The organism is Vibrio agarivorans, from assembly GCF_030409635.1.
Taxonomy (GTDB): domain Bacteria; phylum Pseudomonadota; class Gammaproteobacteria; order Enterobacterales; family Vibrionaceae; genus Vibrio; species Vibrio agarivorans.
This window is the reverse complement of record NZ_JAUFQF010000004.1, coordinates 1,281,827-1,305,789: the sequence shown is the minus strand read 5'-3', so window position 1 is coordinate 1,305,789 and position 23,963 is coordinate 1,281,827. Positions and strand designations below refer to the sequence as shown.

The following is a 23,963-nucleotide window of genomic DNA, read 5'->3' as shown; positions in this document are numbered from 1 at the left end:
ACACTCATCGCAATAATCATCGTATAAGGAGGTGATCCAGCCCCAGGTTCCCCTAGGGCTACCTTGTTACGACTTCACCCCAGTCATGAACCACAAAGTGGTGAGCGTCCTCCCGAAGGTTAAACTACCCACTTCTTTTGCAGCCCACTCCCATGGTGTGACGGGCGGTGTGTACAAGGCCCGGGAACGTATTCACCGTGGCATTCTGATCCACGATTACTAGCGATTCCGACTTCATGGAGTCGAGTTGCAGACTCCAATCCGGACTACGACGCACTTTTTGGGATTCGCTCACTATCGCTAGCTTGCTGCCCTCTGTATGCGCCATTGTAGCACGTGTGTAGCCCTACTCGTAAGGGCCATGATGACTTGACGTCGTCCCCACCTTCCTCCGGTTTATCACCGGCAGTCTCCCTGGAGTTCCCGACATTACTCGCTGGCAAACAAGGATAAGGGTTGCGCTCGTTGCGGGACTTAACCCAACATTTCACAACACGAGCTGACGACAGCCATGCAGCACCTGTCTCAGAGTTCCCGAAGGCACCAAAGCATCTCTGCTAAGTTCTCTGGATGTCAAGAGTAGGTAAGGTTCTTCGCGTTGCATCGAATTAAACCACATGCTCCACCGCTTGTGCGGGCCCCCGTCAATTCATTTGAGTTTTAATCTTGCGACCGTACTCCCCAGGCGGTCTACTTAACGCGTTAGCTCCGAAAGCCACGGCTCAAGGCCACAACCTCCAAGTAGACATCGTTTACGGCGTGGACTACCAGGGTATCTAATCCTGTTTGCTCCCCACGCTTTCGCATCTGAGTGTCAGTATCTGTCCAGGGGGCCGCCTTCGCCACTGGTATTCCTTCAGATCTCTACGCATTTCACCGCTACACCTGAAATTCTACCCCCCTCTACAGTACTCTAGCTGACCAGTTTCAAATGCTGTTCCGAGGTTGAGCCCCGGGCTTTCACATCTGACTTAATCACCCACCTGCATGCGCTTTACGCCCAGTAATTCCGATTAACGCTCGCACCCTCCGTATTACCGCGGCTGCTGGCACGGAGTTAGCCGGTGCTTCTTCTGTCGCTAACGTCAAATAATGCAGCTATTAACTACACTACCTTCCTCACGACTGAAAGTGCTTTACAACCCGAAGGCCTTCTTCACACACGCGGCATGGCTGCATCAGGCTTGCGCCCATTGTGCAATATTCCCCACTGCTGCCTCCCGTAGGAGTCTGGACCGTGTCTCAGTTCCAGTGTGGCTGATCATCCTCTCAGACCAGCTAGGGATCGTCGCCTTGGTGAGCCTTTACCTCACCAACTAGCTAATCCCACCTGGGCTAATCTTGACGCGAGAGGCCCGAAGGTCCCCCTCTTTGGCCCGAAGGCATTATGCGGTATTAGCTATCGTTTCCAATAGTTATCCCCCACATCAAGGCATATTCCCAGGCATTACTCACCCGTCCGCCGCTCGACGCCCTTAACGTTCCCCGAAGGTTCAGTTAAGTCGTTTCCGCTCGACTTGCATGTGTTAGGCCTGCCGCCAGCGTTCAATCTGAGCCATGATCAAACTCTTCAATTTAAGATTTTGATGTCCATAAGGACTGACTCAATGAATACTGACTTCAAAACTCATTCTCACTCGAAAGTAAGAAGTAATTTTAAAGCTATTATCGTTCCAACAGAACGATAATGAATTGACTGTGCTGATACCGAAGTATCAATTGGTCACTCAGTTCATTGATAGTCATTGATTCCGAAGAATCAGTTTTTGATTTTACTTTTATAAAAAAGTAAAAACCAAAAGTGGATTATCATCAACGAGTGCCCACACAGATTGATAGGTTTATATTGTTAAAGAGCTTTGCTATCAAGGCCTTAACCTCGAAGCGGATGCGTATAATACGCGATTGACTCTGTAAGTCAACATAAAACTCTAAAATAATTTAGAACTCTATGGTGACTTGCTTAAGTAATAAGCAAAGTCGAAATTAAAGCCTGGCGATGTCCTACTCTCACATGGGGAAGCCCCACACTACCATCGGCGCTATTGCGTTTCACTTCTGAGTTCGGCATGGAAATCAGGTGGGTCCACAATGCTATGGTCGCCAAGCAAATTCTGTTTTTCGTCTTCACTTTTTCTAAAAAAGTGAAAACAAAAAGTCTGGAAAGCTTCTAAAAGTTATCAATACACATTCAAAGTTCTTAGCTTTGAGTCCATCAAAACCCCTTGGGTGTTGTATGGTTAAGCCTCACGGGCAATTAGTACAGGTTAGCTCAACGCCTCACAACGCTTACACACCCTGCCTATCAACGTTCTAGTCTCGAACAACCCTTTAGGACGCTTAAAGCGCCAGGGAAGACTCATCTCAGGGCTCGCTTCCCGCTTAGATGCTTTCAGCGGTTATCGATTCCGAACTTAGCTACCGGGCAATGCCATTGGCATGACAACCCGAACACCAGAGGTTCGTCCACTCCGGTCCTCTCGTACTAGGAGCAGCCCCCTTCAATCTTCCAACGCCCACGGCAGATAGGGACCGAACTGTCTCACGACGTTCTAAACCCAGCTCGCGTACCACTTTAAATGGCGAACAGCCATACCCTTGGGACCGACTTCAGCCCCAGGATGTGATGAGCCGACATCGAGGTGCCAAACACCGCCGTCGATATGAACTCTTGGGCGGTATCAGCCTGTTATCCCCGGAGTACCTTTTATCCGTTGAGCGATGGCCCTTCCATACAGAACCACCGGATCACTATGACCTGCTTTCGCACCTGCTCGAATTGTCATTCTCGCAGTCAAGCGGGCTTATGCCATTGCACTAACCACACGATGTCCAACCGTGTTTAGCCCACCTTCGTGCTCCTCCGTTACTCTTTGGGAGGAGACCGCCCCAGTCAAACTACCCACCAGGCACTGTCCTCACCCCAGATAATGGGGCTAAGTTAGAACATCAAACATACAAGGGTGGTATTTCAAGGTCGGCTCCACTAATACTGGCGTACTAGTTTCAAAGCCTCCCACCTATCCTACACATGTAGGCTCAATGTTCAGTGCCAAGCTGTAGTAAAGGTTCACGGGGTCTTTCCGTCTAGCCGCGGGTACACTGCATCTTCACAGCGATTTCAATTTCACTGAGTCTCGGGTGGAGACAGCGTGGCCATCATTACGCCATTCGTGCAGGTCGGAACTTACCCGACAAGGAATTTCGCTACCTTAGGACCGTTATAGTTACGGCCGCCGTTTACCGGGGCTTCGATCAAGAGCTTCGACCTAAGTCTAACCCCATCAATTAACCTTCCGGCACCGGGCAGGCGTCACACCGTATACGTCATCTTACGATTTTGCACAGTGCTGTGTTTTTAATAAACAGTTGCAGCCACCTGGTATCTGCGACTCCCCATAGCTCCATCCGCAAGGGACTTCACCGCGAGGAGCGTACCTTCTCCCGAAGTTACGGTACCATTTTGCCTAGTTCCTTCACCCGAGTTCTCTCAAGCGCCTTGGTATTCTCTACCCGACCACCTGTGTCGGTTTGGGGTACGATTCCTTACAATCTGAAGCTTAGAGGCTTTTCCTGGAAGCATGGCATCAATGACTTCACTACCGTAGTAGCTCGACGTCGTGTCTCAGCCTTAAAAAGAGCCGGATTTACCTAACTCTTAAGCCTACGCACTTGAACCTGGACAACCATCGCCAGGCCCACCTAGCCTTCTCCGTCCCCCCATCGCAATTGTAAGAAGTACGGGAATATTAACCCGTTTCCCATCGACTACGCCTTTCGGCCTCGCCTTAGGGGTCGACTTACCCTGCCCCGATTAACGTTGGACAGGAACCCTTGGTCTTCCGGCGAGGAGGTTTTTCACCCCCTTTATCGTTACTCATGTCAGCATTCGCACTTCTGATACCTCCAGCAGACCTTACAGTCCACCTTCAGCGGCTTACAGAACGCTCCCCTACCCAATGACTAAAAGTCATTGCCGCAGCTTCGGTGTATAGCTTAGCCCCGTTACATCTTCCGCGCAGGCCGACTCGACTAGTGAGCTATTACGCTTTCTTTAAATGATGGCTGCTTCTAAGCCAACATCCTAGCTGTCTAAGCCTTCCCACATCGTTTCCCACTTAGCTATACTTTGGGACCTTAGCTGGCGGTCTGGGTTGTTTCCCTCTCCACGACGGACGTTAGCACCCGCCGTGTCTCTCCCGGATAGTACTCACTGGTATTCGGAGTTTGCAAAGGGTTGGTAAGTCGGGATGACCCCCTAGCCTTAACAGTGCTCTACCCCCAGTGGTATTCGTCCGAGGCTCTACCTAAATAGATTTCGGGGAGAACCAGCTATCTCCAGGTTTGATTGGCCTTTCACCCCTAGCCACAAGTCATCCGCTAATTTTTCAACATTAGTCGGTTCGGTCCTCCAGTTGATGTTACTCAACCTTCAACCTGCCCATGGCTAGATCACCTGGTTTCGGGTCTATATCCAGCAACTCGACGCCCAGTTAAGACTCGATTTCTCTACGGCTCCCCTAGATGGTTAACCTTGCTACTGAATATAAGTCGCTGACCCATTATACAAAAGGTACGCAGTCACACCACGAAGGTGCTCCTACTGCTTGTACGTACACGGTTTCAGGTTCTATTTCACTCCCCTCACAGGGGTTCTTTTCGCCTTTCCCTCACGGTACTGGTTCACTATCGGTCAGTCAGTAGTATTTAGCCTTGGAGGATGGTCCCCCCATATTCAGACAGGATATCACGTGTCCCGCCCTACTCGATTTCACTGATGATGAGATGTCGACTACGGGGCTATCACCCTTTACTGCCACGCTTTCCAACGTGTTCGTCTGTCTCACTAAAAGCTTAAGGGCTAGTCCAATTTCGCTCGCCGCTACTTTCGGAATCTCGGTTGATTTCTTTTCCTCGGGGTACTTAGATGTTTCAGTTCCCCCGGTTCGCCTCACTAACCTATGTATTCAGTTAGTGATAACACCTTATGGTGTTGGGTTTCCCCATTCAGGAATCTCAGACTCACGGGTTTTTACTACCTAATCTGAGCTTATCGCAAGTTAATACGCCTTTCATCGCCTCTGACTGCCAAGGCATCCACCGTGTACGCTTAGTCACTTAACCATACAACCCCAAAGAGTTTCAGAAGAAATCTTGAGATTGTTTAATCAAACAACCAAAGTTGTCTGCAATTTTTATACATGATGCAGACTCGATTTTGCCGGACTCAAATAACTCTTTGTTTCCGCTTTTTAGAAAAAAGCAGAGGCAAAAAGTGGACTTTCGTCACTTCCAAGAACACTTGAATGTGTGTTGGTACCTAAAACCATAGTTTTAGGATTTGAGAACTTTTAATTTGAATAACAACGCATCTCAAAGAGATGGGGATTGTTGTTATTCGTCAGCTTTCCAAATTTTTAAAGAGCAAATCACTTCCAAAGAAGTAACCATTTTTAAACACACTCGTAAGAATGCTTAAAGATGGTATCCCGTAGGGGAGTCGAACCCCTGTTACCGCCGTGAAAGGGCGGTGTCCTAGGCCTCTAGACGAACGGGACACGGTTTGTTCATTTCTGCTTTAAAAGCAGAAGCAAACTAAGCTCAAATTAAACCAATCAATCTGTGTGAACACTCATCGCGACTTATTTGTCTTCACTTTAAAAAGTGAAAGCAAACTATCCGTTTCGTATAAGGAGGTGATCCAGCCCCAGGTTCCCCTAGGGCTACCTTGTTACGACTTCACCCCAGTCATGAACCACAAAGTGGTGAGCGTCCTCCCGAAGGTTAAACTACCCACTTCTTTTGCAGCCCACTCCCATGGTGTGACGGGCGGTGTGTACAAGGCCCGGGAACGTATTCACCGTAGCATTCTGATCTACGATTACTAGCGATTCCGACTTCATGGAGTCGAGTTGCAGACTCCAATCCGGACTACGACGCACTTTTTGGGATTCGCTCACTTTCGCAAGTTGGCTGCCCTCTGTATGCGCCATTGTAGCACGTGTGTAGCCCTACTCGTAAGGGCCATGATGACTTGACGTCGTCCCCACCTTCCTCCGGTTTATCACCGGCAGTCTCCCTGGAGTTCCCGACATTACTCGCTGGCAAACAAGGATAAGGGTTGCGCTCGTTGCGGGACTTAACCCAACATTTCACAACACGAGCTGACGACAGCCATGCAGCACCTGTCTCAGAGTTCCCGAAGGCACCAAAGCATCTCTGCTAAGTTCTCTGGATGTCAAGAGTAGGTAAGGTTCTTCGCGTTGCATCGAATTAAACCACATGCTCCACCGCTTGTGCGGGCCCCCGTCAATTCATTTGAGTTTTAATCTTGCGACCGTACTCCCCAGGCGGTCTACTTAACGCGTTAGCTCCGAAAGCCACGGCTCAAGGCCACAACCTCCAAGTAGACATCGTTTACGGCGTGGACTACCAGGGTATCTAATCCTGTTTGCTCCCCACGCTTTCGCATCTGAGTGTCAGTATCTGTCCAGGGGGCCGCCTTCGCCACTGGTATTCCTTCAGATCTCTACGCATTTCACCGCTACACCTGAAATTCTACCCCCCTCTACAGTACTCTAGGTGACCAGTTTCAAATGCTGTTCCGAGGTTGAGCCCCGGGCTTTCACATCTGACTTAATCACCCACCTGCATGCGCTTTACGCCCAGTAATTCCGATTAACGCTCGCACCCTCCGTATTACCGCGGCTGCTGGCACGGAGTTAGCCGGTGCTTCTTCTGTCGCTAACGTCAAATAATGCAGCTATTAACTACACTACCTTCCTCACGACTGAAAGTGCTTTACAACCCGAAGGCCTTCTTCACACACGCGGCATGGCTGCATCAGGCTTGCGCCCATTGTGCAATATTCCCCACTGCTGCCTCCCGTAGGAGTCTGGACCGTGTCTCAGTTCCAGTGTGGCTGATCATCCTCTCAGACCAGCTAGGGATCGTCGCCTTGGTGAGCCTTTACCTCACCAACTAGCTAATCCCACCTGGGCTAATCTTGACGCGAGAGGCCCGAAGGTCCCCCTCTTTGGCCCGAAGGCATTATGCGGTATTAGCTATCGTTTCCAATAGTTATCCCCCACATCAAGGCATATTCCCAGGCATTACTCACCCGTCCGCCGCTCGACGCCCTTAACGTCCCCCGAAGGTTCAGTTAAGTCGTTTCCGCTCGACTTGCATGTGTTAGGCCTGCCGCCAGCGTTCAATCTGAGCCATGATCAAACTCTTCAATTTAAGATTTTGATGTCCATAAGGACTGACTCAATGAATACTGACTTCAAAACTCATTCTCACTCGAAAGTAAGAAGTAATTTTAAAGCTATTATCGTTCCAACAGAACGATAATGAATTGACTGTGCTGATACCGAAGTATCAATTGGTCACTCAGTTCATTGAAATCTAAGTTGAAGCCTAAGCTTCATTTTGGATTATCATCAACGAGTGCCCACACAGATTGATAGGTTTTAATTTTTAAAGAGCTTCTCTTCTTTTGTGACCTGAATCACTTTGGAAGAGGTGGCCATTCTAGAGGTTTAATTCAAAGTGTCAAACACTTTTTTTGAATTATTTTCTTTTCTAACTTGACCTGTCTAACTGGCTTGAAACCCTTGTGAGCCCTTGCCCTGTCGACGAGGAGGCATTATAGAGATCGCCATCACATTGGCAAGTGTTATTTCAATAAAAGCGCAAAAATAACGATTAAGTGGCGATACTCACATCAAAGCCTCATTTATCCCACTTTACCCCAACTTTGCCAACGGAAAATCCACAAAGTTATCCACAGCCACTCTTTCCTAGACATAAAAAAGGCCACTTTTCGTGACCTTTTCTCATTTGATTGGTAGCTAAATTCATTTAAATGCCAGAACCATACTGTTCTCCATCATCTTCATGAAGTCCACATTCTCTTTTTAAACCAAAAAAGCGAGTTTGTTCTTCCGACATACCAGGCTCCCACTTTTGCGTCGTATGAGTATCTCCGACAGACAGGTAGCCTTGCTCCCAAAGCGGGTGATACGGTAAACCATGTTCTTTTAAATAGTAGTGAACGTCTTTGTTCGTCCAATCAATCACTGGCAAGAATTTAAACACACCATTTTGTACTGACAGAATTGGTAAACTTGACCTAGATTGCGATTGCTCTCTTCGTAAACCTGAAAACCAAGTTTGTGTATTAAGGTCAGCCAAAGCGCGACGCATAGGTTCAACTTTATTCAGTTTGTTGTATTTCTCTATTCCCTCTATACCTTGCTCCCATAATTTACCGTGGCGTGCTTCTTGCCAGTTAGGGCTTTGATTGGAACGATAGACTTTGAGATTCAACGTAAGCTGTGCACTCAATTGGTCTATAAAGGTATAGGTTTCTGCAAACAGATACCCTGTATCTGTAAGTATGACGGGAATATCCGGTTTTGCCTGAGTTAATAAGTGCAACATCAATGCAGCTTGTATCCCGAAACTGGAGGACACTACATGATTACCAGGTAAGTTCTCCAGAGCCCATTCAACTCTTTGTTGCGCAGTTAGCTGTTCTAACTCTGCATTGATTTCTGCAAGACGGAGAATCTGCTCCGTCTTAGTTAATGAGAGTAGTTCTGCTAACTTCCATTTAGAAGTGACAGAATCAAGCATGAAAGTCCCTCTTCGATACAATAACTTCTTCAACAATTCCGGTTCTAATAACGAAATCGCCAAACGCTTCTTCCGCTTCACGCTCTTTCGCCCAGCGATCGACTAAAGAATCAATCTCTTGCAGTATTTGTTGATCAGTAATGTTTTCTTTATACATTTTAGGTACTCGCGTACCTGCTTTGTTACCACCTAAGTGAAGGTTGTAACGACCTGGCGCTTTTCCGACTAGGCCAATTTCTGCCAGCATGGCGCGACCACAACCATTTGGACAACCGGTAACTCGAAGAATAATGCTCTCTTCTTTAGTTAAACCATGACTCACTAATATCTCTTCGACTTGGGAGACAAACTCCGGAAGAAAACGCTCGGCTTCAGCCATTGCCAAAGGACAGGTTGGGAACGCGACACAAGCCATCGAGTCTTTACGCTGCTCGCTGATATCGTCATCCATCAACCCATGTTCGCGTGCAATTTTCTCGATTTTGGCTTTTTGGCTCTTAGCAACGCCCGCAACGATTAGGTTTTGGTTTGCTGTCATGCGGAAATCACCTTTATGTATCTTCGCAATCTCAGCGACACCCGTTTTTAGTGGCTTGCCTGGATAATCAAGTAAGCGGCCGTTCTCAATAAAGAGGGCCAAATGATGCTTACCATCAATTCCTTCAACCCAACCTATACGGTCTCCACGCTCAGTGAACTCATAAGGCCGGCTCTCTTGAAACTTAACATCAGCACGTTTCTCTACTTCTGCCTTAAACACATCAATACCGACACGATCGAGTGTGTATTTTGTTTTGGCGTTTTTACGATTTGAACGATTCCCCCAATCTCTTTGGGTCGTCACAACCGCGGCAGCAACATCGAGTGTTTTTTCTAGTGAGACAAAACCAAAGTCGTCTGCTTTACGAGGGTATGTTGAAGTATCTCCATGAGTCATCGCCAATCCACCACCCACCAGCACGTTGAAACCGACCAACTTGCCTTTCTCTGCTATTGCAACGAAGTTAAGGTCGTTTGCATGTACATCAACATCATTCTGAGGCGGGATCACAACGGTTGTTTTGAATTTACGTGGTAGATAGTTGCTACCTAGGATCGGCTCTTCATCTTGTGTCCCTTCTAGCTTTTCACCGTCCAGCCAGATTTCAGCGTAGGCGCGTGTTTTAGGAAGCAGGTGCTCACTGATCTTTTTCGCCCACTCATAAGCTTCTTGGTGTAATTCGGACTCGACTGGGTTTGTCGTACACAACACATTTCGGTTAACGTCACCAGCAGTTGCAATCGAATCAATACCAATACTATTTAAGGTTTGGTGCATTAGCTTGATGTTTGGCTTGAGTACACCATGAAACTGAAACGTTTGGCGCGTCGTAAGGCGAATACTGCCATACATCGTATGTTCACTAGCAAACTTATCGATCGCTAGCCATTGCTCTGGCTTAATGATGCCTCCCGGCATACGCGCTCGAAGCATCACATTATGCAGAGGCTCTAACTTCTGCTTCGCTCGTTCATTGCGGATATCGCGGTCATCCTGTTGATACATGCCATGAAAACGAATGAGCTGGAAGTTATCAGCGGTAAAGCCACCGGTGATCTGATCGCTCAAATCAGCCTCAATTGTACCGCGTAGAAAGTTGCTCTCTCTTTTAAGGCGCTCGTTATCAGACAGTGGGCCTAACACTTCACCTAATACTTCTTGTTGCTGACTCATTAGTACACATCCCTTTGATAACGTTTTTCTTTGCGTAATGTATTCACTAGCTCTTCTGCCTGCTCTCGGGTTTTCTTACCCTGCAGTTCAACCACTTGAACTAGTGCTTCATGGACATCTTTAGCCATTCGTGTTGCATCGCCACACACATAGATATAGGCACCTTGCTCTATCCATTGCCATACCTGTTCAGCGTTTTCCAAAATACGTTGCTGAACATATACCTTTTCTTTCTGATCTCGGCTGAATGCTACATCTAGTCGACTCAACAGGCCTGACTTGAGGTATTTTTGCCACTCAACCTGATATAGGAAATCTTGGGTAAAAGTACGGTCGCCAAAAAAGAGCCAGTTTTTACCTTCAGCGTCACGATTGTCACGCTCTTGAATAAAGCTACGGAAAGGCGCAATACCTGTGCCAGGACCAATCATGATGATAGGAGTGTTGTCGTCACTAGGAAGTTTGAAATTATTATTGTTTTCAACGAAAACTTTCACCTCTCCCCCTTTTTCTAAGCGTTGAGCTAAAAAGCTAGATGCACCGCCATAACGCTTTTCTGCTCCTTGCTCATACTCAACTAACCCAACGGTTAAATGCACCTCTTCATCCACCTCACTTTGACTTGATGCAATGGAGTAAAGTCTTGGGGTAAGTTTACGAAGCAAACCAACCAACTCTTCTGCAGTTAACTTGGCTTTCTTTTCAGCAAATACATCAATAATTTGGGTATTCGCAGCGTATTCACGCAGCTTGTCTTTATCTTCCACCAGCTTTTGCAGCTTTTTACTTCCAGACAGCTGCGCAAACTGTGTTACCAATTGAGGGTTCGCACTCGTAATTTCAAACTTGCTAATGAGCGCACTGTGCAGAGATAAGCTCTCTCCATCAATGGTGACGCTCTCGACACCAGATAGTCCGACACGCTCTAAAATTGCTTTGGCTAAATCTGCACTGTTTTCAAACCATACGCCCAGCGCATCACCGGGTTGATAGGTCACACCAGAGTCTTCTAGATCAATCTCTATGTGACGTACATCTTTGCCTGAATCTCGGCCAGTGATTTTTTGGCTAGTGAGAAGCGTTGCTGTATAGGGATTTTGCTTGTTGTATACCGATGCTTGGTGAGCAGGTTGACCTACTGGTAACTGCACGACATCCGCTTCTTGTGCTGATGCCAAATCCTGCTGAACAATATCCAACACTTTGCCTGACCAATCTGCAGCAGCCGCTTCATAATCGACATCGCAATCAACACGATCGATAAAGGCGCTTGCACCTAGCTTTGACAGGTAGGCATCAAAATCTTTGCCTGTTTGGCAGAAAAACTCGTAGCTCGAATCTCCCAAGCCAATGACAGCATATTTGAGATTGTTAAGTTTTGGCGCTTTCTTTGATTGGAGGAATTCGTGAAGCTCGATTGCGTTATCCGGAGCTTCACCTTCACCATTGGTAGAGGCAACAATAATCACATGCGTTTCTTTCGCGAGTTGCTTGCCTTTATAGTCAGAAGCATCAAATAGCTGAGCTTCAATACCTAGACTTTTCGCTTGCTGCTCTAGAGATTCAGCGACACCTTTTGCATTGCCCGTTTGCGATGCAAAAATAATAGTCAGTTTACCTGCTGGTTTTGCTGCTACAGCGGCAGCGGCAGCGGCCTGCACAAGCGGAGCACTCGCTGATGAAGATTGAGGTTGGGCTTGGGCCAGACCCCAGAAATAACCACTGACCCAAGCCAGTTGTTGTGATGATAAGTCAGTAACCGTTTGCTGCAGCTGCCCTAGCTGCTGGTCATTGAGCGGTGCGGCTAGCGCCGGCAGTTCTTGTTTTTGAGAGTTTCCATTGGACATTGTCACGACATCCCTATTCATTGCGTGACGATAGATTAACCACTCTCATTAATAACAAGAAAGAATAGAAGTGAATGTTTTATAACTTTTTGTACGGATAGGTTAGTATCGCGTTAATGATTAGATATCCTCAACCCTCACCTGCTGAAAGCCAACAGCCATTGCCGATTTAGACGCGTGGTCAATATCTTGGTAGAGACACTCTTCACCATGCGCGTCAGTTAACAACACGAGCCCACCTCTGCGGTGGCGAAACTCAACCACCCAAGATCCCTCTTGAATTGATGGCTCTATGATCGCTTCCACCAGTTGGTCGGTGCGATATAGAGCTCGAAGTTCTGATATTGTCATATTACTTCGCCCACTCTTACTCACTAACAGCATTAAGCATGGTGCATATTTTTAGATTGAGCGAATAAAAAAAGCGCTACCTTTGACGGATAGCGCTTCTTGACAATATTTTTATCTATTAGAACTGATACTCAGCCCCTACAAACCAGCCACTGACGAAGATAAACTCCTTTCCGTAGCCTTCTGCATTAACGTTAAAATCTCGTGACTCAATATCAATCGCACGATAGCCACCTTTTAATGCTAACTGGCGCTGCCCCTGAAATGCAAAGCGGTATTGGATACCTGCTTCAAGGTCTGTTGTTTTCAGATCGTTGCGGTCACTAAACTCCATGGAGCCAATCACATCAAAGTTGGTGTTGGGGACTCTAATCTCTGCTTGCGCGAACAAGTTCCAGGTATTCTTATCGAAATCAATTTTTTCCCCAGAATCACCGTTAACAAACTTAGTATTTGAGTAGTTGGTAAACGCAATACCAGCATCAAAATGCAGCGCATCATGAGTCAAAAGGTTGTAGTAAAACATCAAGTCTGACTTATCGAAGGCCATATAGTCAGCATCGACTGTCGTGTAACGGAAAGCGACATTTGGCCAATACTTTGCAGAATGCTCATACGCCAGAGAAAATGATGGGTTATCACTATCATCACGGTTAATTTCGTTAACCTTGGTCTGTCCCCACCAATAGTCTACGCCCACTTTAAACAGCGACTCGTCCTGCGCCACAGCAGCAGGCGAAGCAATAAGCCCTAAACCTAATAAACTGCCACAAATCTTATGCATGGTATTCATGTGTTACTTCTGTCCTATTTCGCACTTGTTTATACATCTAAATCCGCTGGAATTTTTGCCAACGCTGCAGTCACGACTTCAATGCCTGAACCAGGCTTGTGAGCATTCTCACTGATATGACGGCGCCATTGACGCGCACCCGGCATATTGTGGAAAAGCCCTAACATATGGCGAGTAATATGACCTAAATATGCGCCTTTTGCCAATTGTTGTTCAATATACGGCAGCATCTCTTCGACAATTTGCTTACGCTTTTTAATCGGCGTCGTTAAGCCAAACACACGCTGATCGACTTCAGCGAGAATATACGGGTTCTGATAAGCTTCACGTCCAATCATCACGCCATCAAGGTGAGCTAGGTGCTCTAAGGTTTCATCTAGGGTTTTAACACCACCATTAACCGCGATGGTCAACTCAGGGAAATCCTTCTTGATTTGATAGGCTCGAGGGTAGTCCAAAGGCGGAATTTCACGGTTCTCTTTCGGGCTCAAACCACTTAACCATGCTTTTCGTGCATGGATAGTAAATTGCTCCACGCCCCCCTTTTCTGCCACCGTTGATACAAAGTCGGTTAAGAATTCATAAGAGTCTTGGTCATCGATACCAATACGCGTTTTCACGGTGACTGGGATGTCTACAACATCACGCATCGCAGAAACACAATCCGCCACCAGCTGAGGCTCTCCCATTAGGCACGCACCAAAACGACCATTTTGAACTCGGTCTGACGGACAGCCTACGTTTAAGTTAACCTCATCATAGCCGCGCTCTTGGGCTAACTTCGCACAATGCGCCAAGTCTTGTGGGTTTGAGCCACCAAGTTGCAGCGCTAATGGATGTTCATCTTCGTTATAAGCAAGAAAATCACCTTTGCCGTGAATAATCGCGCCAGTGGTGACCATTTCGGTATACAGCAGGGTCTGTGTAGATAGCTTACGATGGAAGTAACGACAGTGGCGATCTGTCCAATCGAGCATAGGCGCAACTGATAGACGAGAATGGAAGAAATCTGCATTCTGACCTTTGAGTTCTCCACTGTTATTGTTTGATTGTGTAGCACTGTTTTGCATCACGTTACCCATCTTAATCATTTTACTGACCATACACTGAAGCACTTTTCAGAGTATGAAATTGCATTTTGATGGCCAGTCTTTGACCAACTATCACTAAAGAGCGAGGATTCTACATCAAGATGCGTACAGACCCAAGCACTGCCACAGACTGTTTAGCCTCAACCCTTTTCTATACAGAGCGAGTCGTATTTAATTCAGTCACACTTATGTTCTAAAGCCGATTCATCTATCAATATCGAGATCCAGTCGACACTATTTTAACCATACAGCGACTATGCTTATTTTAGTCTCTTCTACTTGAGGGCATGATAATGAATTACAAACATATTTTAGTTGCATTAGAGCTGTCTGATGAAAGCCATGTATTGATTGATAAAGCGGTTTTCTTAGCCAAGCTCCTTGATGCAAGGATCTCCTTTATCCATATCGATGGTACTCATGGTGAGATTTATCATGAACTGGTTGATATGAAAGAGGAAGGGGCTCAAAGACCACTATCTGTTAATGCAATGGAGCAGTTACAAGAATTTGAAAGTTATATGGATTACCCTCTACGAAGCTTCCTTGTCGGCACTGGAGATTTGGGTGACAAGATCCATGAAACCGTGGTAGACCATAATGTCGACCTACTTATCTGTGGCCATCACCAGGACTTTTGGAGCAAGATAATCTCTTATTCACGCCACCTGATCCATAAATCACCGGTGGATATTCTGGTCGTGCCTATTGCTACAGACTAATCTATTCCAATCGCATGGTATTGACTCATTGTTAATACCATGCACCCTTTCTATATGTACCACGTTATATCAACAAACCCTCTCTACTACTGCTCAATATATATTGCCTATCATTGCTCTTGAAAAAGTAACAATCAGCTCACACACCTTGGTGTCACATCAATATTTTTCGTCAAAGCACTTAGATAATGGTTAGTTAATGGTATACTTCGAGGCTCGATTTAATAGGTGGTAAGAGTATTGAACACAACTCTAGTTAATCAGATTGAAGATATTTGCAATACGCGCGGGGTCCGTCTCACCCCTCAACGTAAGCGTGTGTATGAATTAATCTGTCAAAGTCCCAAAGCTTCTAGTGCTTATGAGCTCCTTGATTCACTTCGAGAGACCGAGCCAAGCGCTAAACCACCTACTGTCTATCGAGCTCTAGATTTTTTGATGGAGCAAGGCTTTATCCATCGCGTGGAGTCAACCAATAGCTATGTGTCGTGCAACCGTTGTCACGACCAAAAACACTTTTCACACTTACTCATCTGTGATCAGTGTGGCAATGTGATTGAACTTCAAGACAGTGATTTAATTGCATTATTAGCAAAGCATGCCGAGCAGCACGACTTTGCTATTCAAAACCACGTTATTGAATCACACGGAACATGCCCATCGTGTAAAAAGCAATAAGATAAGAAGTAAAAACAATGCGCGCCGAATTTGTAAACCCATTTCTAGCTTCACTAATTAATGTCCTCAAAACGATGGCATCTTTAGAACTCAAACCACTGAAACCACGAGTAAAGAAAGATGAAATTGCTCGTGGTGATGTTTCTGGCCTTATTGGTATGGTTGGAGATCAGACCCGTGGTTCTATGTCGATCACCTTTGATGAAAAACTCGCTTTAGAAATCATGGAAAAAATGCTGGGCGAGCGCCCGCATGGTGTCAACGAAGAGGTCACTGATATGGTTGGTGAAATCACCAACATGGTGACGGGTGGCGCAAAACGTATCCTTTCAGATAACGGCTTCGATTTTGATATGGCAACACCTGTGGTTGTATCGGGCAAAGGCCACACGATTCGCCATAAGTGTGATGGCTCAATTATCATCATGCCATTCACGTCTGAATGGGGTAACGCCTTTATCGAGATTTGTTTCGAATAGCTATTTCGATTTTCATACTATCTAAAAAAAGAGGTTGGCCTAGGCCAACCTCTTTTTTGTTTACTATATCAATACATTAAGCTTTGAGAGCTTTAAACGCATTGATTAGACCATTCGTTGAGCTATCGTGAGATGACACCTCTTGTGCATCCGCAAGCTCAGGAAGAATTTGGTTTGCTAGTTGCTTACCAAGCTCTACGCCCCACTGATCGAAACTGAAGATATTCCAAATTACACCTTGTACAAAGATCTTGTGCTCGTACATCGCAATTAGGTTACCTAGAGAGCGAGGGTTAATCTCTTTCACTAAGATAGAGTTAGTTGGGCGGTTACCTTCAAATACCTTGAACGGTACTAGGTTTGCCACTTCTTCCTCTGTTTTACCTGCAGCTAGAAACTCTGCTTTCACCGTTTCTGCCGATTTACCAAACGCCAATGCTTCTGTTTGAGCAAAGAAGTTCGACATTAGTTTCTGGTGGTGATCACCAGTTGGGTTATGGCTAATTGCTGGTGCAATGAAATCTGATGGGATCAGTTTTGTACCTTGGTGGATCAACTGATAGAACGCGTGCTGACCATTTGTGCCAGGCTCACCCCAAATGATTGGGCCTGTTTGGTATGTCACTGCTTCACCAGTACGGTCAACAAACTTACCGTTTGATTCCATGTTACCTTGCTGGAAGTATGCAGCAAAACGGTGCATGTATTGGTCGTAAGGCAAGATAGCTTCAGACTCAGCACCATGGAAGTTGTTATACCAAATGCCGATCAGCGCAAGGATCACAGGGATGTTGCTTTCAAGCTCTGTTGACTTGAAGTGGTTATCCATCTCATGAGCACCTGTTAGTAGCTCGATGAAGTTATCGTAGCCAACACCTAAGATGATCGAAAGACCGATTGCAGACCATAGTGAATAACGGCCACCAACCCAGTCCCAAAACTCAAACATGTTGTCTGTGTCGATACCAAACTCAGAGACTGCGCCAGCGTTCGTTGAAAGTGCTGCGAAGTGTTTCGCTACGTGCTCTTCATCACCCGCCGATGCAAGGAACCAATCACGAGCACTGTGGGCATTCGTCATTGTCTCTTGTGTCGTAAACGTCTTAGATGCCACGAGGAACAGAGTTGTTTCTGGGTCAACTTTCTTCAATGTTTCTGCAATGTGGGTACCATCAACGTTAGAAACAAAGTGCATGTTTAGACGTGTTTTGTATGGCGCAAGTGCTTCTGTCACCATGTATGGGCCAAGGTCAGAGCCACCGATACCGATGTTGACTACATCAGTAATCTCTTTACCTGTGTAACCTTTCCAATCACCACCAATCACGCGCTCTGAGAAAGACTTCATTTTCTCTAGAACTGCATTCACTGCAGGCATTACGTCTTCACCGTTTACCATGATAGGCGTGTTGCTGCGGTTACGCAGTGCTACGTGAAGAACTGAGCGACCTTCTGTTTGGTTGATCGCATCACCGTTAAACATCGCTTCGATAGCCGCTTTTAGCTCGGTCTCGTTAGCCAACGCAAACAGGTGCTTAAGCGTCTCTTCGTTGATAAGGTTCTTTGAATAGTCGACTAGGAAGTCTGAACCAAAACGAGTTGAAAATTTGTCAAAGCGCGCAGAGTCTTCAGCAAAAAGTGCTTTAAGATCCATGTCCTGAGCTGTTTCGAAGTGTGCAGTCAGTGCATTCCAGGCTTGCGTTTGAGTTGGGTTGATATTTTTTAACATGTCATCTATCCCGATGTTACAGTAGGTTTCATTCTAACTGGCTATTGTTTCCCCCAAGCCAGTAGAATCCCCGATTTAGCAAATATAAAAATTCGATGCCATTAAGGCAAATTGTAATTAGTTTTCAGTGTTGGCATTATGAATCACGTCACTCGTTATGTTATTGAGTTAAGTCACGAACCCTTCAAATGCCAACAGAAATCGTCGCAGCTTCAATACTGCTGCTGGTTAACAAAAGAGGCTAATCTATGTGGTCACAAAAAACCATTCACATGCCATCATTTTCACGTGGTTTTCATCTAATAACTGATGAAATTGAACAACAATTACCACAAATCTCTCAACTGGATGTTGGAATCCTACACCTATTTATCCAGCATACATCCGCGAGTTTAACGTTAAATGAAAACGCAGACCCAACCGTACGGTCTGATATGGAACAACACTTTAATCATCATGTTCCAGAGCGTGCTCCTTACTATCGTCATACCTATGAAGGCGATGATGATATGCCTGCACACATAAAGTCTTCTCTTCTAGGGGCGAGTGTTTCTATCCCAATTACACGCGGTCGTTTAGCTTTAGGCACATGGCAGGGCATTTACCTCGGTGAGCACCGCGATCATGCTGGAGGCCGCACCATTATTGCTACTGTGCAAGGTGAATAAGCATAACGCAACCTGCTTTTAGAAGGGCTGGTTTATCATAACCCTAAAGGTCCGATCATCTTCTGACTGTGCAATTTCAGTGCGCACAACAATGCCTTCAACTTGAAAGCGAATCGCCCCACCTAAGCTCCATTTCATATCGGTATGGAGCTCTTTTAAATCATAATCATCTGAAACACGTCCTACCTCAGCAAATACCACCCACTGCCACCAAGGCAAATCGTAATAGTTGATTAGTGGTACGTCGCCAAGGGGTTGCCAATCAGGAATAACACGATATTCCGCGGAATAGTGTATGGCTGACCGGCCATGATAGCGCCCCCCGCCATAACTGCGCAGACGATATAATCCACCCAATCTGACTTGCTCATGTTCCGGTGGACGGCCACATTGCTTATTGGCTTGGCTTGGAAGGCAATCTTTCCAAGTGGGAGTGTCTGCAGTATAAAAATTCAATGCGATCACTTGCTGATCAAACCAGTCACCTAGCTCACCTAACGAATAGTACTGACTATTCTCAAACTCGGTCTTTACCCACGCGTCATCCGTCGACCAACTGTCAGCCCCAACGATAACATTGAAAGCAGTATGTGACCCTTTTGTGGTGCGGCGAGCTGAATCTCTGTTATCCCAATCAAAGCTGATTTCAAATGCCTTGGCTTGCTCTTTATTTTTGTCAAAAGAGAGCTCGCGTGAGCTATAAAAAGGTTTGAAGTAAATCGAGGAGATACCGCTCTCTAGAGGAGAGGCAGTTCTAACCTTTCTCTCTGGAATAAAGGCGCCCATTAAGCCATTATCCGCAATACCGCCCCAAGGAAGCAGGTAGCGAAACTCAAGTTTGTACTGATCTTCAAGGCCGTCGGTCAAGGTGAAATTATCAATGTCGGAGCCATTATCACCCTGCGAACCAAGGTAATACTTGTTCTCATTATAACGGGCTTGATAAAGCTGGGCTGTGGCGGTGATATTTGAAGAGAGAGCGTAGTTAAATGCGGAGAGAAAGCCTACATAGCTATCTTTATCAGTATAGAGTCCCATACCAAAAAGCGCCGCTTGTGGTTGACCGACTCCTTTTGCTACACCGGCTACACCAAATGAGTTCCCAAGCGATTCAGTCTGAAAATAAAACGGAACAACAGCAAAATCCTTCTCTTTGGCTTGAACTAAGCCACTAAAGCAAGCGAGCACAAAGCCCGCTACGAACATCCATTTCATTCGTTATTCACTTATGTATTCCATATCGACACGAGATGTGAGTTTAGTCACCAGCTCATACGCGATAGTCTCAATATGTTGAGCTACCTCTTCTACAGGGAGTCCTTCTCCCCATAAAATGGCCTCATCACCGACGTTATCTGCTGCTTCAGGGCCCAAATCGACCGTGAGCATATCCATCGAGACGCGTCCGGCTATCGGCACTCTGCGCCCATTAACCAACACTGGTGTGCCATTCGGTGCCATTCTCGGGTAGCCGTCACCATAGCCGATGGCAATCACTCCGACTTTGGTGTCCCTTGCACTTGTCCAAGTGCCACCATAACCGACAGACTCTCCAGCTTTCACATCGCGAACCGCAATCAGGTGAGATTTTAACGTCATAACAGGCTTGTACCCCAACATTTGCGCTGTATTGTCACTGAAAGGCGACACGCCATACATAATAATGCCAGGACGAACCCAATCATTATGACTGTCAGGCCGAGAAAGCACACCAGCAGAAGCAGCAAGTGAACGCTCTCCCTGACAACCGTGAGTCAATGAATCAAAGAGATCTATTTGAGCTTGGGTCACCGGTTTTTTCGGCTCATCAGCACTGGCAAAGTGACTCATGTAACGCAGAGGCTTAGCGACATTTGCACACGCATGTAGGCGTTGAACAAAGTCATCATATTGCTCTGGGCGCACGCCGAGTCGATGCATACCACTGTCTATTTTCAACCAAACAACCACCGGAGTTTCAAGCTGCGCTTGTTCTAGTGCCTCTAACTGCTCTTCACAGTGAACCACTGTTTGAATGTTGTTGGTGATAAGCACCGGTAAGTCCATCGCAGAGTAGAAGCCCTCAAGCAATAAAATAGGCTTAACAATACCGCAAGCACGGAGCTGCAAGGCTTCTTGAATTCTTGCCACGCCAAAAGCATCTGCACCCTGAGCATGCTGAGCAATATGGCGCAGCCCATGGCCATAGCCATTGGCTTTTACGACAGCCAACACTTTGCTATTGGGGGCTTGCAGACGAACCTGCTGCAGATTATGTTTTAACGCAGAGAGATCAATACAGGCGATGGCTGCTTTCATGTAACTACTTGATGTGCTCATTGTGTTACTCATCGTCAAACGCAGGGCCAGCATAATTATCAAAGCGAGAGAATTGACCTTGGAAGGTCAAACGCACAGAGCCAATCGGGCCGTTACGTTGTTTACCGATAATAATCTCTGCAATCCCTTTAAGAGAGCTTTCTGGGTTATACACTTCATCACGATAAATAAACATAATCAAGTCGGCATCCTGCTCGATAGAACCCGATTCACGCAAGTCTGAGTTAACTGGTCGTTTGTCCGCGCGTTGCTCTAGAGAGCGGTTAAGCTGAGACAGTGCTACAACAGGCACATTCAGTTCTTTTGCAAGCGCTTTAAGGGATCGAGAGATTTCCGCAATTTCTAGTGTCCGGTTCTCCGATAAAGAAGGTACGCGCATCAACTGAAGGTAATCGATCATAATCATCGACAGACCACCGTGCTCGCGGGCAATACGACGAGCGCGAGAGCGCACTTCCGTCGGTGTCAAACCAGAGCTGTCATCAATGAACATATTCTTCTTCTCCATGAGCGTGCCCATAGTCGAAGAGATCCGCGCCCAATCCTCATCATCAAGCTGACCGGTACGGATTTTGGTTTGATCCACGCGAGATAGGGAGGCAAGCATACGCATCATGATCTGTTCCGCAGGCATCTCTAGTGAGAAGATCAATACTGGTTTATCCTGATCCATCGCTGCGTTTTCACACAGGTTCATGGCAAACGTCGTTTTACCCATCGATGGACGTGCCGCCACGATGATCAAATCCGAACCCTGCAGACCAGCCGTCTTCTTGTTAAGATCATTGAAACCCGTGTTCACACCTGTGACGCCGTCTTGAGGTGTTTTGTAGAGAATTTCAATACGTTCAAGCGTCTTCTCTAAAATCGAATCCACGTTTTGCGGACCTTCATTTTCGCTGGTACGATCTTCTGCGATTTTGAATACTTTACTTTCGGCAAGATCAAGCAGGTCTTCCGAGCTACGCCCCTGAGGGTCATAGCCTGCATCTGCGATTTCGTTAGCCACACCAATTAAGTTACGCACCAACGCACGCTCAGCAACAATATCAGCATAAGCATTCACGTTTGCCGCACTTGGCGTGTTTTTTGCAAGATCGGCCAGGTACGCAAAGCCACCAACGTCTTCTAACTGCTCACGCAGCTCTAAAAACTCAGATAACGTGATTAAATCGAGAGGTTTACCCGCTTCAAGCAAATCGCGAACAGACTCGAAAATCAAACGGTGTGGACGGCTGTAGAAATCATTGCTAACAACGCGCTCGGCCACGGTATCCCAACGCTCATTGTCCAGCAGCAATCCGCCTATGACAGATTGCTCGGCTTCAATTGAGTGCGGTGGTACTTTAATCGCATCCACTTGGGCATCGTAGTTCTTTTTCGAATTTGAAGACGATCGAAAGTCCGCTTGTCTGTCAGCCATGTTATTACTCAGATAAATTCTCTTGGTGCGTCATTATAACGGGATTCTTTTAATTTAAGTAGAGATGCAGATGTTTCTCTATAACTTGTGTAGAATTGACCGTCCAATGACTATCTGTTCATTTTCTTAGCCTAGAATCCACGTTTTTCATTCAGAGAGGTAGGGGCGGTGTTCAAATTACTGCTTGTCAGTGCCAGCGTACTTGCCAGTACCGCTGTACTTGCAGACGATGATCAACAATTTGAGACCATTGCTATACCTTCACCATGGAACAGTGAGGTTGAGTTTGGCTATCAAGCTCACACGGGTAACTCTGATACACAGTCTCTCAATTCGCGCCTAGACGTCGAATATATTTCTGGTCGTCATCGTACCTATGGAGAGTGGAAGTACTACCTTCTGTACAAAGATGGCGACGAAGATAAGCGTCAATCGACATACTCATTACAAAGCGACTACAAGTTAGGCCCAAAAACCTATCTCTACGGTAGCTTTCGCGGTGTTGATTCTAAATACAGCGCGTACTTCAAAGACTATACCCTCTCCGGAGGTCTTGGTTATCAATTCTACAACACCGATCAGTTTGTCCTAGAGCTTGAAGTCGGTCCAGGTTATCGCTATCAAGAGCCGAACCTTGATGAAATCGATGATGACGACATTATTTTCCCGGATCTTGTAGAAGAAGCGATTTTTCGTAGTAACTTAAATACCAAGTGGAGCCCACTTGATAACGTCACCTTTGCGGCTGAAATTACCTTAGTATCAGGCCAAAGTAATACACGAATAGACAGTGACTTGAGTTTCACCAATACGATTACTGAAGATATAGCGCTAAAGATCAGCCACTATCGTGAATATCATGATCGTGTGCCAGAAGGCTTAAGCCAAACAGACAGTGTTGTCTCTGTTAGTATCGTTGTCGCTTTCTAGCCTTTCTTATCTTAAGCGTGCTCCATTCTCTCGCTCATCTTGGCTTCAAATCCCAGACATAAAAAAACACCAGCCCGAAGGCTGGTGTTTTACAATCTGCACTTACAGTGTCAGCGAATACTGAATTACTCAGCAGCAACAACTTGTAGGTTGATAGCAGCGAAAACTTCAGAGTGAAGTTGGATGCTGATTTCGAACTCACCAGTGTTACGTAGAGCACCTTCAGGAAGGCGAACTTCGCTCTTAGCAACTTCAACGCCTGCAGCTGTGATAGCGTCAGCGATGTCACGAGTACCGATAGAACCGAATAGTTTACCTTCGTCACCCGCTTTAGATGCGATAACAACAGCTTCTAGAGCGTTAACTTTCTCAGCGCGAGCTTCAGCAGCAGTTAGTTGCTCAGCAACTTTAGCTTCTAGTTCAGCACGACGAGCTTCGAACATTTCAACGTTAGCTTTAGTAGCCATAACTGCTTTACCCTGAGGGATAAGGAAGTTACGAGCGTAACCAGATTTAACGTTTACTGTATCGCCAAGACCACCTAGGTTACCGATTTTATCAAGTAGAATAACTTGCATT

At 46.2% G+C, this 23,963-nt stretch carries 16 protein-coding genes, 1 tRNA gene and 4 rRNA genes; 5 read left to right on the top strand and 16 right to left on the bottom strand.

Annotated elements, in window-relative coordinates; genetic code table 11:
• Positions 1-24 precede the first annotated feature (24 nt).
• From QWZ05_RS14615 to dusA, 11 genes are all read right to left on the bottom strand, one after another.
• Positions 25-1,577 (bottom strand): 16S ribosomal RNA (locus QWZ05_RS14615).
• A 414-nt stretch (positions 1,578-1,991) separates the two neighbouring features.
• Positions 1,992-2,108 (bottom strand): 5S ribosomal RNA (gene rrf / locus QWZ05_RS14610).
• A gap of 128 nt (positions 2,109-2,236) precedes the next feature.
• A 23S ribosomal RNA gene (locus tag QWZ05_RS14605) occupies positions 2,237-5,124 on the bottom strand.
• Between the two features lie 358 nt (positions 5,125-5,482).
• A tRNA-Glu gene (locus QWZ05_RS14600) sits at positions 5,483-5,558 on the bottom strand.
• Between the two features lie 131 nt (positions 5,559-5,689).
• Positions 5,690-7,242, bottom strand: a 16S ribosomal RNA gene (locus QWZ05_RS14595).
• Together the 16S, 23S and 5S rRNA genes with 1 tRNA gene alongside form the textbook arrangement of a ribosomal RNA operon.
• Before the next feature lie 621 nt (positions 7,243-7,863).
• On the bottom strand, positions 7,864-8,640 hold the full coding sequence (locus tag QWZ05_RS14590) for a phosphoadenylyl-sulfate reductase (protein WP_290299098.1): 777 nt from the start codon (positions 8,638-8,640) through the stop codon (positions 7,864-7,866).
• Complete coding sequence (gene cysI / locus QWZ05_RS14585; RefSeq protein WP_264874303.1) at positions 8,633-10,354, bottom strand: assimilatory sulfite reductase (NADPH) hemoprotein subunit; 1,722 nt, start codon at positions 10,352-10,354, stop codon at positions 8,633-8,635. Before cysI ends, QWZ05_RS14590 begins: the two co-directional genes overlap by 8 nt.
• Positions 10,354-12,222 (bottom strand): assimilatory sulfite reductase (NADPH) flavoprotein subunit, encoded by a 1,869-nt coding sequence (locus tag QWZ05_RS14580; RefSeq protein WP_390216688.1) that lies wholly within the window; start codon positions 12,220-12,222, stop codon positions 10,354-10,356. Before QWZ05_RS14580 ends, cysI begins: the two co-directional genes overlap by 1 nt.
• A 99-nt stretch (positions 12,223-12,321) precedes the next feature.
• Complete coding sequence (locus QWZ05_RS14575) at positions 12,322-12,552, bottom strand: hypothetical protein (RefSeq protein ID WP_264874305.1); 231 nt, start codon at positions 12,550-12,552, stop codon at positions 12,322-12,324.
• A 118-nt stretch (positions 12,553-12,670) separates the two neighbouring features.
• The gene (locus QWZ05_RS14570) at positions 12,671-13,345 is read right to left on the bottom strand and encodes a TIGR04219 family outer membrane beta-barrel protein (RefSeq protein WP_290299096.1); all 675 of its coding nucleotides are present in this window, start codon (positions 13,343-13,345) and stop codon (positions 12,671-12,673) included.
• A 29-nt stretch (positions 13,346-13,374) separates the two neighbouring features.
• Positions 13,375-14,415, bottom strand: a complete 1,041-nt coding sequence (gene dusA, locus QWZ05_RS14565; RefSeq protein WP_373875507.1) for a tRNA dihydrouridine(20/20a) synthase DusA — start codon at positions 14,413-14,415, stop codon at positions 13,375-13,377.
• A 314-nt stretch (positions 14,416-14,729) separates the two neighbouring features.
• Here dusA and QWZ05_RS14560 point away from each other — a divergent pair, with 314 nt between their 5' ends.
• The 3 genes from QWZ05_RS14560 (at position 14,730) to QWZ05_RS14550 (ending at position 16,315) form a co-directional block, all read left to right on the top strand.
• On the top strand, positions 14,730-15,158 hold the full coding sequence (locus QWZ05_RS14560; RefSeq protein ID WP_264874308.1) for a universal stress protein: 429 nt from the start codon (positions 14,730-14,732) through the stop codon (positions 15,156-15,158).
• A gap of 240 nt (positions 15,159-15,398) precedes the next feature.
• Positions 15,399-15,836, top strand: a complete 438-nt coding sequence (gene zur, locus QWZ05_RS14555) for a zinc uptake transcriptional repressor Zur (protein ID WP_264874309.1) — start codon at positions 15,399-15,401, stop codon at positions 15,834-15,836.
• Positions 15,837-15,853: 17 nt separating this feature from the next.
• Entirely contained in the window at positions 15,854-16,315 is a 462-nt protein-coding gene (locus tag QWZ05_RS14550) for a chemotaxis protein CheX (RefSeq protein WP_289960421.1), read from the top strand.
• Between the two features lie 76 nt (positions 16,316-16,391).
• On the opposite strand, the gene pgi is transcribed toward QWZ05_RS14550, so the two are convergent.
• Positions 16,392-18,044, bottom strand: coding sequence for a glucose-6-phosphate isomerase (gene pgi, locus QWZ05_RS14545; RefSeq protein ID WP_290299093.1), 1,653 nt, complete (start codon positions 18,042-18,044; stop codon positions 16,392-16,394).
• Positions 18,045-18,292: 248 nt separating this feature from the next.
• Here pgi and QWZ05_RS14540 point away from each other — a divergent pair, with 248 nt between their 5' ends.
• Positions 18,293-18,712: a secondary thiamine-phosphate synthase enzyme YjbQ gene (locus tag QWZ05_RS14540; protein ID WP_264874312.1), complete on the top strand. Its 420-nt coding sequence runs from the start codon at positions 18,293-18,295 to the stop codon at positions 18,710-18,712.
• Positions 18,713-18,730: 18 nt separating this feature from the next.
• Here the strand turns inward: QWZ05_RS14540 and QWZ05_RS14535 are convergent, their stop codons facing one another.
• The 3 genes from QWZ05_RS14535 to QWZ05_RS14525 are packed head-to-tail and all read right to left on the bottom strand — an operon-like array spanning position 18,731 to position 22,454.
• Positions 18,731-19,927: a BamA/TamA family outer membrane protein gene (locus QWZ05_RS14535; RefSeq protein ID WP_390216693.1), complete on the bottom strand. Its 1,197-nt coding sequence runs from the start codon at positions 19,925-19,927 to the stop codon at positions 18,731-18,733.
• Between the two features lie 3 nt (positions 19,928-19,930).
• A complete protein-coding gene (gene alr, locus QWZ05_RS14530) occupies positions 19,931-21,064 on the bottom strand; it encodes an alanine racemase (RefSeq protein WP_264874313.1) in 1,134 nt (377 codons plus the stop codon).
• Complete coding sequence (locus tag QWZ05_RS14525) at positions 21,036-22,454, bottom strand: replicative DNA helicase (RefSeq protein ID WP_290299090.1); 1,419 nt, start codon at positions 22,452-22,454, stop codon at positions 21,036-21,038. The genes alr and QWZ05_RS14525 overlap by 29 nt, the downstream gene beginning before the upstream one ends.
• A gap of 168 nt (positions 22,455-22,622) precedes the next feature.
• Here QWZ05_RS14525 and QWZ05_RS14520 point away from each other — a divergent pair, with 168 nt between their 5' ends.
• Positions 22,623-23,384 carry a DUF481 domain-containing protein gene (locus QWZ05_RS14520; protein WP_264874315.1) on the top strand — a complete coding sequence of 254 codons (762 nt, stop codon included), beginning with the start codon at positions 22,623-22,625 and terminating at the stop codon, positions 23,382-23,384.
• 125 nt (positions 23,385-23,509) lie between these two features.
• Here the strand turns inward: QWZ05_RS14520 and rplI are convergent, their stop codons facing one another.
• Entirely contained in the window at positions 23,510-23,962 is a 453-nt protein-coding gene (gene rplI / locus QWZ05_RS14515; protein WP_264874316.1) for a 50S ribosomal protein L9, read from the bottom strand.
• Position 23,963: the final 1 nt, after the last annotated feature.

Bases quoted from the DNA above. Each gene is read 5' to 3' on its own strand.
- QWZ05_RS14590 (WP_290299098.1), bottom strand. From the start codon at position 8,640: ATGCTTGATTCTGTCACTTCTAAATGGAAGTTAGCAGAACTACTCTCA.
- cysI (WP_264874303.1), bottom strand. From the start codon at position 10,354: ATGAGTCAGCAACAAGAAGTATTAGGTGAAGTGTTAGGCCCACTGTCT.
- QWZ05_RS14580 (WP_390216688.1), bottom strand. From the start codon at position 12,222: ATGAATAGGGATGTCGTGACAATGTCCAATGGAAACTCTCAAAAACAA.
- QWZ05_RS14575 (WP_264874305.1), bottom strand. From the start codon at position 12,552: ATGACAATATCAGAACTTCGAGCTCTATATCGCACCGACCAACTGGTG.
- QWZ05_RS14570 (WP_290299096.1), bottom strand. From the start codon at position 13,345: ATGAATACCATGCATAAGATTTGTGGCAGTTTATTAGGTTTAGGGCTT.
- dusA (WP_373875507.1), bottom strand. From the start codon at position 14,415: ATGCAAAACAGTGCTACACAATCAAACAATAACAGTGGAGAACTCAAA.
- QWZ05_RS14560 (WP_264874308.1), top strand. From the start codon at position 14,730: ATGAATTACAAACATATTTTAGTTGCATTAGAGCTGTCTGATGAAAGC.
- QWZ05_RS14550 (WP_289960421.1), top strand. From the start codon at position 15,854: ATGCGCGCCGAATTTGTAAACCCATTTCTAGCTTCACTAATTAATGTC.
- pgi (WP_290299093.1), bottom strand. From the start codon at position 18,044: ATGTTAAAAAATATCAACCCAACTCAAACGCAAGCCTGGAATGCACTG.
- QWZ05_RS14540 (WP_264874312.1), top strand. From the start codon at position 18,293: ATGTGGTCACAAAAAACCATTCACATGCCATCATTTTCACGTGGTTTT.
- QWZ05_RS14535 (WP_390216693.1), bottom strand. From the start codon at position 19,927: ATGAAATGGATGTTCGTAGCGGGCTTTGTGCTCGCTTGCTTTAGTGGC.
- alr (WP_264874313.1), bottom strand. From the start codon at position 21,064: ATGCTGGCCCTGCGTTTGACGATGAGTAACACAATGAGCACATCAAGT.
- QWZ05_RS14525 (WP_290299090.1), bottom strand. From the start codon at position 22,454: ATGGCTGACAGACAAGCGGACTTTCGATCGTCTTCAAATTCGAAAAAG.
- rplI (WP_264874316.1), bottom strand. From the start codon at position 23,962: ATGCAAGTTATTCTACTTGATAAAATCGGTAACCTAGGTGGTCTTGGC.